The organism is Streptomyces sp. NPDC048565 (assembly GCF_040650935.1).
Taxonomy (GTDB): domain Bacteria; phylum Actinomycetota; class Actinomycetes; order Streptomycetales; family Streptomycetaceae; genus Streptomyces.
The window spans coordinates 159,106-175,294 of record NZ_JBEZIH010000012.1 but is presented as its reverse complement, the minus strand read 5'-3'; the positions used below and the strand labels follow the sequence as shown (position 1 = coordinate 175,294).

Here is a 16,189-nt window from a genome sequence, read left to right as displayed (position 1 = left end):
GCCAATGCCACTGACAGGACCAACTGTCTTGTCCATCACGTGACTTCTCAGCCATCAGCCGCCGCCCGGGCGTCCCAGCCGGCGTTGCCTGTCGCGTACGGCCACCGCCGTACCAGCTATGGCGGCCACCAGCACTCCCCCGCCCACCACGACGTAGGTCGCGAGCCTGGCGTTTCGTTCGTCGGCTGTTTCGCCCAGGTGGAGCGCGGCCGGGACCGGTGCCTTGCCCTTGCTCACACCCTCGCGTGCCACCGGTTCCTCGATGGGCTTGTCGTCCTCGGTCAGCGCTCGTACGGGGTCCACGACGCCCCAGCCGACCAGGGGGTCGTGGCCTGCGATCGAACGCTCCGCCGTCTGCTCGATCTGGGCGACGATCTGCTTCTGCGTCCAGTCCTTGTGCTTGGCCTTGATGAGGGCCGCGACTCCGGAGACGTACGGCGCGGAGAAGCTGGTGCCGTTGTCGGAGCAGTGTCCCCCGCCGGGCACCGTGGAGACCATGTCCACGCCGGGGGCCGCGACGCCCACGAAGTCGCCGGACTGGGAGAAGGCCGCGCGTTCGTTGTTGCGGTCCGAGGAGGCGACGGCCAGGACACCCTCGAAGGAGGCCGGGTAGGTCTTCTTGACGTTTCCGCCCAGCCCGTCGTTGCCCGCCGAGGCGACGACCACGATGTTCTTGGCCAGCGCGGCGTTGATCTCCTGCTGCAGCACGGCGGCCGGCTTCACCGCGTTGGCAGTGTCCTGGGAGATGTTGATGACGTTCGCGTGCGCCTCGTTGACGGCGTAGTGGATGGCCGACGCCAGCGTCTCCGCCGTCCCGTGGCCCTCGGCGTCGTTCTGCTGGATCGGGATGATCGTGGCGTCGGGAGCGAGGCCGGTGAAGCCGGTGCCCTTCATCTCCCGGGCGGCGATGATGCCCGCGACCTTGGTGCCGTGACCGACCACGTCGGTGGTGCCGTTCTCCTTGCCGCGCTCGATCTTGTTGCCGTTCTCGTCCTTGATGTTCTTGTCCAGCAGGTTCTTGCCGCTCTTGGCGTCCACGGCCTTGGTGAGCTGCGGGTTCTTGATGTCGACACCGGTGTCGATGACCGCCACCCGTACGCCCTTGCCGGTGGACTGCTCCCACAGTTCGTCCATCAGCACGCGTTGCAGCGCCCAGGGGCGGCCCGCGTACACCTTCGAGTCGGGGCCGAAAGCGCACTGGGTGGAGTCGTCTGCGGCGGCGGGCAGTACCGGCAGCGTGACGAGCAGGACAGCCGTTGCCGCCGCGGCCGTCAGGAGGCGACGGCCATGAGGATGGCGAGAGGAGCGCGTGGTGGTCACGTGGTGGCTCCTCACGAACCCTGCGGCTGGCGGGCCGCCCCGGTCGACAGACGGGGGCCGGTCGGCAGGAAGGTGGACCAGGCGGCGGGAATCGGTGTGGGGACGACGTCCTTGTACCCGAGACGGTTCTGCGCCTGCTGCGCCTCCTGCTGGCTCGCGTCCTTCTCCTTCTGCGTCCCGGACTCACCGATTCCGGAGTCGTCCTCCGCGCTGTCGCCGTTGGACTGCATGGCGTAGCGCAGTCCGGTGTCGGTGACCAGGAAGAGCGGACCTGAGTCGGGGCTCGCCCCCTTGAACTGCCGGAAGAGCTGGCCCGATCCGGGGGTGACGTAGGCGCTGCTGGAGCCGGTGGGGAGCGTGGCGGGGAAGCTGGTGCCGGCCCAGGTGCTCAGCGTGCCGGCGCCGTCCTTCTCCGAGACTCCGCGCAGGACGTTGCAGACAGTGTTACGGCTGCCGCTCGCCGTGCTCCCGGAGTTGACGGCGGTCGCCTCGTTCGTCGGCCACTTCCGCTCCTGTCCGAACGCCTTGCCGGGCTGGAACGCTCCGGCGCTGACGTTCTGCGCCTTGCCGCCCTGGTTGAGGTCGACCAGGGCGCGGCTGCCGAGCAGGAGTTTGGCGACGAAGTCGGACACCGGGGCGACCCGGCCCTGCAGGACCACGTACTGCTGGGTCCCGGTGCCGGAGGTCGCGGCGAGGATCATGCCCACCTTGTTGTCCTCGTCCGACAGCTTCCCCGGAACACCCGCGTTCGCACCAGGAGCCCCGTCGATCTCCGGGATGCTGACCGGGTCTCCCTTGTGCAGGGTGTCGAGCCAGTCGACGGACACCCGCTGGGGCTCACGGTCCGGGCCGAACAGGGTACGCAGCAGCAGTTCGTCCTTCTCCACCGCGTACGCGGTGCCCGTGGCGTCCACGATGTAGCGGGTCTTGTCCGGGCCCTCGACGTACATCACGTCGCCGCCCCGCAGCTTGCTCGCGCCCTCGGTCTTGCCCTGCTCGCGCTGCGCGAGGACGAACACGGCCTTCTGGATGGCCCTGCCGCCTTCGCCGGGCTGCTCGCAGACCGCCCAGCGCTTCGTGGCGGCGGCTTCCTTCTCGTCGGGCAGGCGATCCGGGGCGTACGGGATACCGAGGGTCGCACCGTGGGGAATCTTGCCGCTGTCGAGGACCGACTCGTCGACGTTGACGACCGTGCCCTTGTCCGCATCGAGGAGGAGTTTGGCGCTGGTCATGTTGAGCACGGGGTGGAGCTGGTTCTTGCCATCGGTCTTCAACACCACATAACGGGTGGTGGACTTGCTGGCGATGATGACGTTCTCGTACGGGGTGTCCCACTTGTCGGGTGCCACCGGCTTGAACATCCCCCAGGCGCCGAACACCGCCAGGACGACCACGCCGACGACCGCTCCGGGCACCACCGCGCGTAGCGGTCGCGGCGCGCCCTCTTCCGAGCCGGAAGGGTGGGGCTGCAGGAACTGTGCGACCAACCTCCGCTTCGCGAAGGTGTAGGCATTGAGTTCGTCCCGCCGTGATGCCATGTGCGCGCTGCCCCTTCTCCCCAGTGGGCGACCAGGTTCCCACACCCTCGGTGGACCGCTGCCGTCGACCGGGACCCCTACTATGCCTGTTGGCACTTGGCTCTCACCGCTCAGGTAGGGTGATCGCCCGATCAACGCCCGTGTAAAAAACGGTGAATACGGACACGAGGGGGCAACGCGGCGATGGCTGCAGCGACGGGGGAGCGCACGGGGCGGGCCAGCCGGCGAGCGCCCGGCCCTTCCCGGCGGCAACGCAGCAACGGGCCGGACGCGACAGCCCCCCTTCAGCCGACGGGCACTCCCGCGGCGGCCACGCTCCATTCGATCTCCAGGACCGGCCGGGTCGGACCCGCGCTGCGGCAGCTGGTTCTTGTCGAAGCGGCCCTGGCAGTCGCCGTGGTGGGAGCCGCGCTCGGCGGCGCCTGGATGATTCCCGCCGGTGTGATCGCCTGTCTGCTGGTCCTGCTCGCGGTGGTACGCCGCCGGGGCAGGGCCGTGCAGGACTGGCTGTCGACCGTGTCGGCGCTGCGCCGTCGCAGGCGTACCGCCGTGGCGCCGCCCGCCGAGACGGAGCCGCAGTTGGCCCCGGTGACGGAGAACGTCCCGGGGTTCGCTCCGTACATCTATGTGGACGGCGCCCGCCGCACGGTGGGCATGATCGGGGACGGCACGTTCCTGACCGCTGTCGTACGGGTCGAGGCGAGCGGTGAGTCGCTCCGCCGGGCCATGGGCGCCCGGGCGCTTCCGCTGTCGCTGCTGGGCGACGCGCTCGCGGTGGACGACATCGTGCTGGAGTCCGCGCAGCTCGTTCAGCAGGTGCGGCCCGCTCCTGCGCCGCATCTGCCGGAGAGGTCGGTGGCCCGGCTCTCGTACGCTCCTCTCCAGGACCGCACTGGGGCGCCGGCGCTGCGGATGACCTGGGTGGCGGTGAAGCTGGATCCGGAGCTGTGCCGGGAGGCCGTGGAGGCCCGCGGTGGCGGGATCGGCGGAGCCCAGCGGTGCCTGGTGCGGGTCGCGGACCATGTGGCGAGCCGGATCACGGGTGCGGGCTTCCGGGCCTCGGTGCTGGATCAGGACGAGGTGAACTCCGCCGTGGCGACGTCCGCGTGTGCGAACCCCATCCTGTCGGCGCGCGCCGGCCGCCAGGACGCCGCGCCTCAGCGACGGACGACGGAGACGACGCGGGTCTGGCGCTGCGACGACCGCTGGCACACCACGTACGCCGTGGACCGCTGGCCCGAGCTGGGCCGGGGAGCGACCCCGCTGCCGAGGCTCGTCGCGCTGCTGACGTCGGTGCCCGCGTACGCGACGACGTTCAGCCTGACGGTGCGTCGCGGCGCGCACCAGGGGCACATGTCCGTGCGCGGCCATGTACGGATCACCGGTGGCTCCGACACCGAACTCGTCGGGGTACGCAGGACATTGGAGCAGGCCGCCCGGCACGCGGAGGTCGGTCTCGTACGACTGGACCGCGAGCAGCTGCCGGGTGTCCTGGCCACGCTCCCGCTGGGAGGCGCACAGTGACGAAGTCCATCGCTCCGAGGCGGGGACTGCTGGGTCCCCGTCATGCCGGCCATACCCTGGCGGCCGACCATCTGGGCGCGCTGTCGCTCCCCGTGGGGGACGACGGGGTGATCATCGGCGACGACGCCGAGGGGCGCCCGCAGATGATCGGGTTCCACCGGCCGGCGCCGTACGACGTCCTGTTGATCGGCGGTCTGTGGACCGCGCAGGTCCTGGCGCTGCGCGCTGCCGGTACGGGGGCGCGGGTCGCGGTCGAGACGGGCCGCACTCAGGCGTGGACGACGCTGGCGCAGGCCGCGGGCGCCGGTCTCGAGTGCATCTCGCTCCATGACGTGGGCCGGGTCCCGCCGACCGGTGCGACCGTGGGCAGCCCGGTGGTGGTGGTGCGTGACTGCGGGATGCGTCCGCCCCGTGGCCGGGTGGTGTCGTCGCCGTGGCAGTCGGTGCTGACACTGCTGCCCTATCTGAGCCCCGTGGCACCCCGGTTGATGCGAGCGGCGACGCTCGTGGGTGTGCAGCGGGTGTCGCCGGGTGAGGCCGAGCAGATCGGCCGGATCCTCGGGCTCGCGCGGGCCGAGAGCGAGGCCCTTCCCACGCTGGCCGACGGTGTCACGCTCTGGGTGGCGGGCCGTGAGCGCCACTGGGTGATGACGGGCGCGACGGACGTGGAGACCGGATTGCTGGGCACCGCTCGCAGGATGGACTGAAACCTGTCTCGTTCGCGCCCCGGACCCGCCGCTTTTCTGGATGATTACGGGGGAACGACACAGTTCGACCGAAGGGACGTGCGTATGGGCACCCAGCAGGAAAAGGACGAGCTCTACGCTCTCGACATCTCGGATGTGGAGTGGCTGAGCGCACCCGGTACCGAGCAGGTCGAGGAGCGGGTCGAGATCGCCCACCTCCCGGGGGGCGGGGTCGCCATGCGTTCGTCGCTGGATCCGGAGACCGTGCTTCGTTACACGGAGGCCGAATGGCGCGCGTTCGTGCTCGGCGCGCGGGACGGCGAGTTCGACCTCAAGTAGGGCAACCGCACGGTGTGACCTGAGCGGCGCGGTGTCACCGGCACGGTGTCACCGGTGCGGGGGCACTTACGCGGTGTGGGGGCGGCTGTCGGGGACGGCCGCCCCCTCCCCGCGTTCCAGTACGCCCCGGTGCACGACAATTCACCCGTTCCCTTACGTTCTGCCGCACTCGGCCCACCCCTGGGCCGCAGCTGATCCCAGGGGCAGTTGCCGGTGAGCGATACGCCCTGCCGTAGTCCGCCCCATGGCGATTAGGGTGGGTGGGGGCGCGGCAGAGGAACCTGCGGGCAGGCACTGCGCGTCGCAAGGGGGAGAGCCGGGCGGACCGGACAAAACGGGAACGGTCGCCCCCACCCACCACGGCACAAGGGTGCTCGACCACACCAGGAGGCAAAGTGAACGGCGATCGGGACGAGATCAGCGGGGGATGGAACACACCCGTCGACGAGTCGTCCGACGCGGATCCCGCCGAGATGACGGGTGAGTTCACCATCGACTACACCCCTCCCGCCTGGTACACGCAGAACGCGTCGGGCGACTCCTCGGGAGGAACGGGGTCGCACCTGTCGCCGCCTCCGCCGCCGCAGGGGGCGCCGGTGTCCGTACCTGGGCTGCCGGCTTCCGGCGGATTCGAGCCGGGGCTGCCTCCGGCTCCGGCCGCACCGTCCGAGGCGGCGTCCGCCGCCTCGTCGGAGCCGCCCTCGCCTTCCTACCAGCCCACTCCCCCGGCACCGGCTCCGGCTTCCCCCGCGACGGGCTCCGCCGAGTCCGGCCCCGCGGGTGGCGCGGCCGGTCCGTTCGGGGGCGGCGATGTGGAGAGCGGCGCCACCATGCGCTTCTCTCCGGCCGCGCTCAAGCGGGAGATCGCCGAGCGCGAGGCGGCCAAGGCCGACGGGGGGTCCGAGAGGGGCGCCGACGACGGCAGCGATGCCGCTTCCACGGCGTCCGGTTCCGCCGATTCACCCGAAGGTCCCGAGTCCGCCGAGTCCCCTGAGTCCCCTGGGTTCGCGTCTTCTGCCGCTTCCTCCGACGCCGATGGCACGGATCCGGCCGGTCGGCTCGGCGCCGACGTGGACGAGGACGCGGGCTCGGATGCGGATACGGATACGGACGAGCAGGCGGACGCCGGGGCATCCCTGGAGTCCGAGGCGTCACGCGAGGCCCGCGAGGACACAGCCGGGACCGGATCCCCGGAGGCGGACGCCGAGCAGGACGACGAGCCCGCGGACTCCGTGACCGATGCGGAACCCCAGGACACGCCGCCGGCCGGTACATCCTTCGGGGGCGCGTCACCTTCCGACGCATCGCCCTCCGACGCACCCCCGTCCGACGCCCCGCCGCCGTTCGCTCCGTCCGGCGAAGCACCGTTCGCGGATGCACCGTCCGGCGAAGCGGCGCCTGCCGAGGCGCCGTCCTTCGGCGCGCCGTCCGCCGACGCATCGCCGGCCGGCGCACCACAGGGCGCCCCGCCGTCGAACATGCCCGCCCCCTGGTCGCCTGCTCCGCCCGCGCAGGGCGCCCTGCCCCCGCTGCCGCCTGCCTTCCAGCCGGCCGCACCGCAGCCGGCCGCACCGCTGCCCGCGCCCCAGTGGCCCGCGCAGCAGCCCGCTCCTGCCGCTGACGCGGCGGGCGGTTACGGATTCCCGCAACCCCCGACCCAGACTCCGACGCCACCTCCGCCCGCGCAGCCGTCCCCGGCGGCGCCCCAGCCGCCGGTACAGCCCAACGCGCCCGCGCCGCAGGGTGGTTACGGCTTCCCGCAGCAGGCACCGCAGCAGCAGTTCCCGGCGCAGGGCTCACCTCAGCTGCCGCCGGCCGCGCAGCCCCAGGGTGGTTACGGGTTCCCGGCCCCCCAGGCCGGCCAGCCCCCGCAGTTCCCCGCGCAGGCGCAGCAGGGGGCTCCGCTGCCCCCGCAGGTCCCCCAGCAGCCGGGCCCCGGCACGCCGAACCTGCCCGCCCAGCAGCAACAGCCCGAGGCCTACCAGCAGCAGCCCGCGCCCCAGGCCCCGCCCGTCGACCCGCGCACCGGGTCCGCCTGGCCGACGCCGGTCACCCATGACCAGCGCGAGCGCTCCGTACCGGGCGCCCCGCTCGGCTACACGGCCGCCGTGGAGCTGTCGTCGGACCGGCTGGTGCGGGGCAAGCAGAAGGCCAAGAGCAGCCGCAACCCGTCCGGCGCCTCCCGCTTCAAGCTGGGCGGGAAGAAGGAGGAGGCCGAGCGGCAGCGCAAGCTGGAGCTGATCCGTACGCCGGTGCTTTCGTGCTACCGGATCGCGGTCATCAGCCTCAAGGGCGGCGTCGGCAAGACCACGACGACCACGGCGCTCGGTTCGACCCTGGCCACCGAGCGGCAGGACAAGATCCTCGCCATCGACGCCAACCCGGACGCCGGCACGCTCGGCCGGCGGGTGCGCCGCGAGACCGGGGCGACCATCCGCGACCTGGTCCAGGCGATCCCGTATCTCAACTCGTACATGGACATCCGCCGTTTCACCTCGCAGGCCTCCTCCGGCCTGGAGATCCTCGCCAACGACGTGGACCCGGCGGTCTCCACGGCGTTCAACGACGAGGACTACCGCAGGGCGATCGACGTCCTGGGCAAGCAGTACCCGATCATCCTCACCGACTCGGGCACCGGCCTGCTCTACAGCGCGATGCGCGGGGTGCTGGACCTCGCCGACCAGCTGATCATCATCTCGACACCGTCCGTCGACGGGGCCTCCAGCGCGTCCACCACGCTGGACTGGCTGTCGGCACACGGGTACGCGGACCTGGTGCAGCGCTCCCTGACCGTCATCTCCGGTGTCCGCGAGACCGGGAAGATGATCAAGGTCGACGACATCGTGCAGCACTTCGAGACCCGCTGCCGCGGTGTCGTGGTCGTGCCGTTCGACGAGCATCTGTCTGCGGGCGCCGAGGTGGACCTCGACATGATGCGCCCGAAGACCCGCGAGGCCTATTTCAACCTCTCCGCGCTCGTCGCGGAGGACTTCCAGCGTGCCCAGCAGCAGCAGGGGCTGTGGACGGCGGACGGCGGCAGTCCGCCGCCGCAGTTCGCCCCGCCGATGCCGGGACAGCAGGCGCCCGGCCAGCCGATGCCCGGTCAGGTGCCCGGCCAGCAGCCGTACGCACCCCAGCCGCAGCCCGGCCAGCCACAGCCAGGACAGCCCTACCCCGGTCAGCCGTACCCGGGCCAGCAGTATCCCGGGCAGCCGTACCCTGGACAGCCGCAGCAGCCGTATCCGCCCCAGCAGCCGTACGGCGGGCAGCAGCCGCCGCCCCAGCAGGCCGCCGCGCCCCAGCAGGGCTACCCGCCGCCCGCGGGTCCGGGCGCCCAGAACAACAGCTGGCAGCAGCAGCCACCCGCCCAGGCTCAGCCCGGCGGGAGTCAGGCGGGACCGCCTGCGCCGCCCGCGCAACACGATGGCCAGGCACATCAGTCCGGACAGCCCGGACTGCAGGGCCCCGTTCCGCCCGCGGGATGGCAGCAGCACCCCCCGCAGCCGCCGCCGGCGCCTCAGCAGTGAGGCGATAGAGGTCTAAACCAATGAGGGCCCGCACCGTTCGCACGGTGCGGGCCCTCGTCGTATTCCCGCAGACCACACGCGGTTTGGCGGACCGTTGACGCGACTCGACCGCCGCTGATAAACCTTCGCTTCACCAACTGGCGAACCAGAGATCTGCCCGCCTTCACCATGCGAGTCATGACGCGAGGTCCACGTCCATGGTCACAAGAACCTCACCACGCTCCTCCCGCCCACGCGGCCGTCTGCGTATTCTTCTCGCCTCCGGAGCCGCCGCCCTGGCGCTGGCCGCCGGTTCGGTCGTCCCCGGAAACCCGTTCGGCCCCGCCCCTCAGGCGCAGGCGGCCGACGGCAAGTCGACCCTCACGGTCGCGGTCGCGCAGAGTGTCGACTCCCTGAGCCCGTTCCTCGCCCAGCGGCTGGTCTCCACGAGCATCAGCCGGCTGATGTATGACTTCCTGACCAACTACGACGCCAAGGACAACCACACGATCCCCGGGCTCGCCACCGAGTGGAAGACCTCGGCGGACAAGCGGACGTGGACGTACACCATCCGGCCCGACTCGAAGTGGTCCGACGGCGAGCAGGCCACCGCCGAGGACGCGGCGTGGACCTTCAACAAGATGATGACCGACGAGGGCGCCGCCACCTCCAACGGCAGTTTCGTCTCCAACTTCAAGAAGGTGACGGCACCCGGCCCGGACAAGCTGGTCATAGAGCTGAAGCAGCCTCAGGCCACGATGACGGCGCTGGACATCCCGATCGTCCCCAAGCACGTCTGGGAGAAGGTCGGCGACTTCTCGAAGTTCAACAACGACACGAAGTTCCCGATCGTCGGCAACGGGCCCTTCATCCTGACGGACTACAAGGTCGACAGCTATGTGAAGCTGAAGGCCAACAAGGACTTCTGGCGGGGCTCGCCCAAGTTCGACGAGATCGTCTTCCGGTACTACAAGGACCAGGACGCGGCGGTCGCCGCCCTCCGAAAGGGTGAAGTTTCCTTCGTCGCCGGAAGCCCGAGCCTGACCCCCGCCCAGGCCGCTTCGCTGAAGTCCGCCGACAACATCAAGGTGAACGACGCCCCCGGGCGCCGCTTCTACGCGCTGGCCACCAACCCGGGCGCGCAGACCAAGGACGGCAAGAAGTTCGGCGACGCGAACCCCGCGCTCCAGGACGAGAAGGTCCGTAAGGCGCTGTTCATGGCCGTGGACCGCTCGACCATCATCGACAAGGTCTTCCAGGGCTACGCCGTGGAGGGCGCGGGCTACATCCCGCCGCGCTTCGACTCGTACTTCTGGGAGCCGTCGGCCGAGCAGAAGGTCGCCTACGATCCGGCGAAGGCTGGCGCCCTCCTCGACGAGGCAGGGTACAAGAAGGACGGCTCGGGCAAGCGGACCGGCAAGGACGGCAAGCCGCTCGACCTGCGCATCCTGTGCCACGCCACGGACCCCAACGACAAGGCGGTCGGCAAGTACCTCAAGGAGTGGTGGGGCGAGCTCGGCATCGGTCTGAATGTCGACTGTCGGGACAACGTCTCCGACCCCTGGTTCGCCGGTGAGTACGACCTCGCCTTCGACGGCTGGTCCGTCAACCCGGACCCGGACTTCGTCATGTCGATCCACACCTGCGCCGCGCTCCCGACCAAGGCGAAGCAGACGGCGGCGACCGACAATTTCATGTGCGACAAGCAGTACGACGAGCTGTACGCGAAGCAGCTGGCCGAATACGACCCCGCCAAACGGGCCGACCTCGTGAAGCAGATGGAGTCGCGGCTGTACGACACGGGGTACATGAATGTCATGGCGTACCCCAATGCCGTCGAGGCCTACCGCACCGACCAGATCGAGTCCCTCACGACGATGCCGTCGGACGCGGGCAACATCTACGGTCAGGACGGTTACTGGAGCTGGTGGTCGGCGGTCCCGGCCGCCGGTGCGTCGGACGGTTCGTCCGGCGACAGCGGCAGCTCCACCGGAGTCCTCATCGGTGTCGGAATCGCTGTAGTCGTCCTCGCCGGTGGCGGGCTGCTGTTCGCCATGCGTCGTCGTTCCACCGCGGAAGACCGTGAATAGTCCATGAGCACAGAAAGCACTCCCGCGCTCGTGAAGGGCGCGGCGGGCGTGGACGCTGTGCAGACCGACGGTCCGGCTCCGGCCGGGCCGTCGGCCCGCAGTCCTCGCGCCCGCAGCACGACCGCGTACCTCCGCTATGCGGCGGGCAAGCTGGCCGGTGCGGCCGTCTCGCTGTTCGCCGTGCTCGTCACCAGCTTCTTCCTGTTCCGTCTGATCCCCGGCGACCCGGTCAAGCACATGACCGGCGGCCGGCAGGTGTCGACCGAGCAGATCGCCGCGATGCGTAAGGAATTCGGCCTGGACCTGCCGCTCTGGCAGCAGTTCACCGAATACTGCGGCAAGGCCCTGACCGGGGACTTCGGTACGTCGTACCAGTTCCACGCGCCCGTCATGGACAAGATCGCGGAGGCGCTGCCCGCGACGCTGCTGCTCACCGGGACCGCGTTCGTGATCTACACGGCGATCGGGATCTGGCTGGGCGCCAGGTCCGCCTGGCGCAACGGCTCCGCGGGCGACCGCTTCCACACGGCCTTCGCGCTGACGCTGTACTCCGTGCCCTCCTTCTGGCTCGGGCTGCTCCTGATCATCACCCTGTCCGTCGGTATCGGGCCCATCCCCGGTCTCTTCCCGACAGGAGGCATGGAGTCCGGCAGCGAGAGCGGCTTCGCCTACGTCATCGACGTGGCCCACCACCTCGTGCTGCCGGTCATCACGCTCGTCGCCGTCGAGTACGCGCGCACCCTGCTGGTGATGCGGTCCTCGCTGCTCGACGAGATGGGCAGCGACTATCTGACGACGGCTCGTGCGAAGGGGCTCCGCGACGACCTCGTACGCCGCAGGCACGCCGTCCCGAACGCCATGCTGCCCACGGTGACGCTGCTCTTCGTCAACCTGGGCAACACGGTGGCCGGTGCCATCCTGGTGGAGACGGTGTTCTCCTGGCCCGGCCTCGGCGGGCTCTTCTACCAGGCACTGAGCGTGCCCGATCTGCCACTGGTGCAGGCGCTGTTCTTCATCTTCGCCGCCGCGGTGATCCTGATGAACACGCTCGCCGATGTGATCTATCCGCTCCTCGATCCCCGGGTGGGCCGATGACGACCACGACCGACGCCGCGCCTGCCATCGGCCCGCGCGCGCTGACCTGGGCCCGCCGGCGGCAAGCCGCGGCCCGCTTCTGGCAGCAGTACCGCGGACACCGGGCCGGCCTCGTGGGCCTGGCCGTGCTCGCACTGATCGCCCTGACCGCGCTGGCCGCCCCGCTGCTGGTGGGCGTGGACTCGCAGAGCGTCACCGCCGCTCCGGGCGGCCCGCTGGAGGCACCGAGCTCCGAGTTCCCCCTGGGCACCGACCAGTTCGGCCGCAGCCTGCTCGCCCTCCTGGTGTGGGGCACACGGGTGTCGCTGACCGTGGGGTTGCTCGCCGCGTTCCTCTCGGTGGCCATCGGGACCCTGGTGGGCATCACGGCCGGTCACTTCAAGGGCTGGTACAGCACCGTCATCATGCGGATCACGGACTGGTTCCTGGTGATGCCGACGCTGGTGCTCGCCATCGCGCTGGCCACCGTACTCTCGCGGTCCCTGTGGACGACGGTCCTCGCCATCGGCGTGACGACCTGGCCGACGACCGCGCGCCTGGTGCGTGCGCAGACGCTGTCCGTGGAGTCGCGTCCGTACATCGAGCGGTCCAAGGCGCTCGGGGGCGGGCACGGCCACATCATGTCCCGTCATGTGCTGCCCAACGTGATGCCGCTGGTGCTCGCGCAGACCACACTGGTGATCTCCACCGCCATCCTCACCGAGGCGACGCTCGCCTTCCTCGGGCTGGGCGATCCCACGATCGTCTCCTGGGGCGGGCTCCTCCAGGACGCCCGTGAGGCCGGGGCGGTCAGCTCCGGCAACTGGTGGTATCTCGCTCCGCCCGGACTCGCCATCGCGGTCGTCGCCCTCGCGTTCACGCTGTGCGGCCGCACCATCGAGTCCGTGCTCAACCCCAAGCTGGGGGTGTCCCGTTGACCGCCGTGAAGACCGAGAGCGTTCCGAAGCCGGAGACCGGGCAGCCGTTGCTCGACGTCCGGAATCTGCATGTCACCTACGGCACCGGGGCCTCGGCCGTCCCCGCGGTGCGGGGCGTCGACCTGAAGGTCGAGGCCGGTCAGAAGCTGGGCATCGCCGGGGAGTCGGGCTGCGGCAAGTCGACGCTGGCGCTCGCCCTGCTGCGGCTGCTGCCCGCGTCCGCGTCCCTGAGCGGCGAGATCCTGCTGGACGGCGAGGACATCCTCACCATGAAGTGGGGCCGGCTGCGCGCCGTGCGCTGGGCGGGGGCCTCGATCGTCTTCCAGGGCGCGATGCACTCGCTGAACGCCGTGCACCGCATCGGGGACCAGATCGCCGAACCGATCCTGCTGCACAGCAGGGCGACCCCGGCCGCCGCGCGCAGCCGCGCCGGTGAGCTGCTGGAACAGGTCGGCCTGCCGGCCGCCCGCGCGGACGCCTATCCGCACGAGCTGTCCGGCGGTCAGCGCCAGCGCGTGATGATCGCCATGGCCCTGGCCTGCGACCCACGGCTGGTCATCGCGGACGAACCCACCACCGCACTCGACGTGATGATCCAGGCGCAGATCCTGCGGCTGATCGAACAGCTCGTCAGCGAGCAGGACCTCGGCCTGATCATGATCAGTCACGATCTGGCGGTGCTCTCCGACACCTGTGACCGGCTGTCGGTGATGTACGCGGGCCGGATCGTCGAGGAGGGCCCCGCCAAGAAGGTCTACGAGGGCGCCAGGCACCCCTACAGCAGCGCGCTGTCGGCCGCCTTCCCGCGCATCGGGGACCTCGCGTCGCGGCACGCACCGCGCGGCCTGCCGGGCGACCCCCCGGACCCGTCGGCGCTGCCATCGGGCTGTACGTTCCATCCGCGCTGCACGGCTGCGCTGGGGTCCTGCGCCACCGAGGACCAGGAGCTGCGGCCGGCCGGGCGCTCCCGGCGGGCGGCCTGTGTGCTGGTGGAACCTGAAGCGACCGCCCCGGCCGATCCGCACGGCGGTACCGAGGAAGCGAGGAGCACCTCATGACGACCACTCCCCCGGCACCGCTGCTCAGCGCCCAGGCGCTCGAGGTCGCGTTCCCCGGCCGGCGCGGAGCGGCGACCGCGCGGGCCGTCGACGGGGTCGACCTCGACATCCGTCCCGGCGAGATCGTCGCCCTGGTCGGTGAATCGGGCTGCGGGAAGACGACCCTGGCCCGGTCCCTGCTCGGCCTGGTGCCGCCCACGGCCGGCCGCGTCACGTTCGGCGGCGAGCCGCTCGACTACACCGGCCGGGCGCTCAAGGCGTACCGCAAGCGGGTGCAGCTGGTGCTCCAGGACCCGAGCGGTTCCCTCAACCCACGTCACACGGTGTACGACGCGGTGGCGGAGGGCCTGCGCATCCACGGCTACGCGGGCGACGAGCGGGAGGCCGTGTCCGGGGCGCTGGCCCGGGCGGGGCTGCGACCTCCGGAGCGCTTCTTCCTGCGGTATCCGCACGAGCTGTCCGGCGGTCAACGCCAGCGGGTCGTGATCGCGGGTGCGCTGGTCCTGGAGCCGGAGCTGATCGTCGCGGACGAGCCCGTGGCCTCGCTGGACGCCTCGGTGCGCGGCGAGATCCTGGCCCTGCTGCTGCGGCTGCGTGACGAACTGGGCCTGTCGGCCCTGGTGGTGACGCATGATCTGGGTCTCGCGTGGAACATCGCGGACCGGGTGGCGGTGATGTATCTCGGCCGGATCGTGGAGACGGGTGACGTCGAGCAGATCCTCACCGCTCCCCGGCACCCGTACACCCGGGCGCTGCTGTCCGTGCTGCCGGAGGCGGACGGCGATCCTGTGCTGCTGGCGGGCGAGCCGCCGGACCCCTCGAAGGTCCCGTCCGGCTGCCGCTTCCATGTCCGGTGCCAGGTCCTGGCCTCGGGCGAGGCGGAGCGCGCGGGCGTCGCGGACGCCTGCCGTACGAAGGAGCTGCCGGTGCTGGGCGGGGGCGGCAGCACGCAGGTCGCGTGCCACTGGGCGGCGGCGGAGCAGGTCACGGTCTGAGAGGGGCCGGGTGGTGGATCGTGCCCGCCAGCTCGCCCAGCGGGCGGCCCGTGCCACCCCAGCGGTGCTGGATGATCTCGGCGGCGATGGAGACGGCCGTCTCCTCCGGCGTACGGGCTCCGAGGTCGAGGCCGACGGGTGAGGCGAGGCGGGTCAGTTCCGCCTCGTCCACCCCAGCCTCGCGCAGCCGGGCTACCCGGTCGGCGTGGGTGCGTCTGCTGCCCATGACACCGATGTACGCGGCGGGTGTGCGCAGCGCGGCGGCGAGCAGCGGCACATCGAACTTCGGGTCGTGGGTCAGGACGCACAGGACGGTGCGGGCGTCCACCGGGGTCGATTCGAGGTAAGTGTGCGGCCAGGCGCGGACGACCTCGTCGGCCGTGGGGAAACGCTCCCGGGTGGCGAAGGCCGGGCGGGCGTCGCACACCGTCACCCGGTAGCCGAGGAAGGTCCCGATCCTCGCGGTGGCCGCGGCGTGGTCGATGGCTCCGAAGACGAGCATGCGGGGCGCGGGGGCGTGGGTCTGGACGAAGACGGTGACGTCCTGCATGCGGCGCTCGCCGTGCGCGCCGTACCGGGTGGCGGCGGTGGCTCCCTGGGCGAGCAGTCCGCGTGCGTCGTCGGTGACGGCCGCGTCGAGGCCCTCGTCGCCGAGAGAGCCGCTGACGCGGTCGGCCAGGACCGTCAGGCGGGCACCGACCGGCGCGGCTCCGGACACCACGGTGGCGAGCGCGACGGGTTCCCCCGCGGCGATGATGCCGACGAGTTCCCGCAGCGCGTCCCGGTCGGCCGCGTCGACGAAGGGACGCACCAGCACGTCGATCGTGCCGCCGCAGGTCAGTCCGACGCCGAAGGCCTCGTCGTCGCTGATGCCGTAGGTCCGCAGCTGTGTACGGCCCGTGGTGAGCGTCTCGGTGGCGGTCTCGTACACGTCGCTCTCCACGCACCCGCCGGAGACGCTGCCCGCCACCGCGCCCGTGGCGGTCACCGCCATGACGGCGCCGGGGTCCCGCGGCGCGCTTCCCCGTACGGCGACGACGGTGGCCAGGGCGAAGAGCGTGCCGGCGGCGTGCCAGTCGCGCAGTTCCGACAGCAGTTCGCGCATGTGCGGACGTCCTCCC

Annotated in this window: 12 protein-coding genes; 9 read left to right on the top strand and 3 right to left on the bottom strand. The window is 71.1% G+C overall.

What is annotated here, in order from left to right; genetic code table 11:
• Positions 1 to 54: 54 nt before the first annotated feature.
• Positions 55 to 1,320, bottom strand: a complete 1,266-nt coding sequence (gene mycP / locus AB0C75_RS17085; protein WP_362891463.1) for a type VII secretion-associated serine protease mycosin — start codon at positions 1,318 to 1,320, stop codon at positions 55 to 57.
• A gap of 11 nt (positions 1,321 to 1,331) precedes the next feature.
• A complete protein-coding gene (gene eccB / locus AB0C75_RS17080; protein WP_362891461.1) occupies positions 1,332 to 2,858 on the bottom strand; it encodes a type VII secretion protein EccB in 1,527 nt (508 codons plus the stop codon).
• A gap of 183 nt (positions 2,859 to 3,041) precedes the next feature.
• On the opposite strand from eccB, the gene eccE reads away from it, so the two are divergent.
• The 9 genes from eccE to AB0C75_RS17035 all read left to right on the top strand — a co-directional run bounded on the left by eccE (position 3,042) and on the right by AB0C75_RS17035 (position 15,068).
• Positions 3,042 to 4,382: a type VII secretion protein EccE gene (gene eccE / locus AB0C75_RS17075; RefSeq protein ID WP_362891459.1), complete on the top strand. Its 1,341-nt coding sequence runs from the start codon at positions 3,042 to 3,044 to the stop codon at positions 4,380 to 4,382.
• A complete protein-coding gene (locus AB0C75_RS17070) occupies positions 4,379 to 5,089 on the top strand; it encodes a hypothetical protein (protein WP_362891457.1) in 711 nt (236 codons plus the stop codon). The genes eccE and AB0C75_RS17070 overlap by 4 nt, the downstream gene beginning before the upstream one ends.
• 84 nt (positions 5,090 to 5,173) lie before the next feature.
• Positions 5,174 to 5,407 carry a DUF397 domain-containing protein gene (locus AB0C75_RS17065; protein ID WP_362891455.1) on the top strand — a complete coding sequence of 78 codons (234 nt, stop codon included), beginning with the start codon at positions 5,174 to 5,176 and terminating at the stop codon, positions 5,405 to 5,407.
• Positions 5,408 to 5,802: 395 nt separating this feature from the next.
• Positions 5,803 to 8,934, top strand: a complete 3,132-nt coding sequence (locus tag AB0C75_RS17060) for an SCO5717 family growth-regulating ATPase (RefSeq protein WP_362891453.1) — start codon at positions 5,803 to 5,805, stop codon at positions 8,932 to 8,934.
• A 197-nt stretch (positions 8,935 to 9,131) separates the two neighbouring features.
• Positions 9,132 to 11,003, top strand: a complete 1,872-nt coding sequence (locus tag AB0C75_RS17055) for an ABC transporter substrate-binding protein (protein WP_362891451.1) — start codon at positions 9,132 to 9,134, stop codon at positions 11,001 to 11,003.
• A 3-nt stretch (positions 11,004 to 11,006) separates the two neighbouring features.
• Positions 11,007 to 12,098, top strand: a complete 1,092-nt coding sequence (locus AB0C75_RS17050) for an ABC transporter permease (protein WP_362891449.1) — start codon at positions 11,007 to 11,009, stop codon at positions 12,096 to 12,098.
• Positions 12,095 to 13,015 carry an ABC transporter permease gene (locus tag AB0C75_RS17045; RefSeq protein ID WP_362891447.1) on the top strand — a complete coding sequence of 307 codons (921 nt, stop codon included), beginning with the start codon at positions 12,095 to 12,097 and terminating at the stop codon, positions 13,013 to 13,015. The genes AB0C75_RS17050 and AB0C75_RS17045 overlap by 4 nt, the downstream gene beginning before the upstream one ends.
• On the top strand, positions 13,012 to 14,073 hold the full coding sequence (locus AB0C75_RS17040) for an ABC transporter ATP-binding protein (RefSeq protein ID WP_362891445.1): 1,062 nt from the start codon (positions 13,012 to 13,014) through the stop codon (positions 14,071 to 14,073). The genes AB0C75_RS17045 and AB0C75_RS17040 overlap by 4 nt, the downstream gene beginning before the upstream one ends.
• Positions 14,070 to 15,068: an ABC transporter ATP-binding protein gene (locus AB0C75_RS17035; RefSeq protein WP_362891443.1), complete on the top strand. Its 999-nt coding sequence runs from the start codon at positions 14,070 to 14,072 to the stop codon at positions 15,066 to 15,068. Before AB0C75_RS17040 ends, AB0C75_RS17035 begins: the two co-directional genes overlap by 4 nt.
• On the opposite strand, the gene AB0C75_RS17030 is transcribed toward AB0C75_RS17035, so the two are convergent.
• Positions 15,058 to 16,173, bottom strand: coding sequence for an XdhC family protein (locus AB0C75_RS17030; protein ID WP_362891441.1), 1,116 nt, complete (start codon positions 16,171 to 16,173; stop codon positions 15,058 to 15,060). The two genes, AB0C75_RS17035 and AB0C75_RS17030, sit on opposite strands and share 11 nt — an antisense overlap.
• Between the last annotated feature and the right edge of the window lie 16 nt (positions 16,174 to 16,189).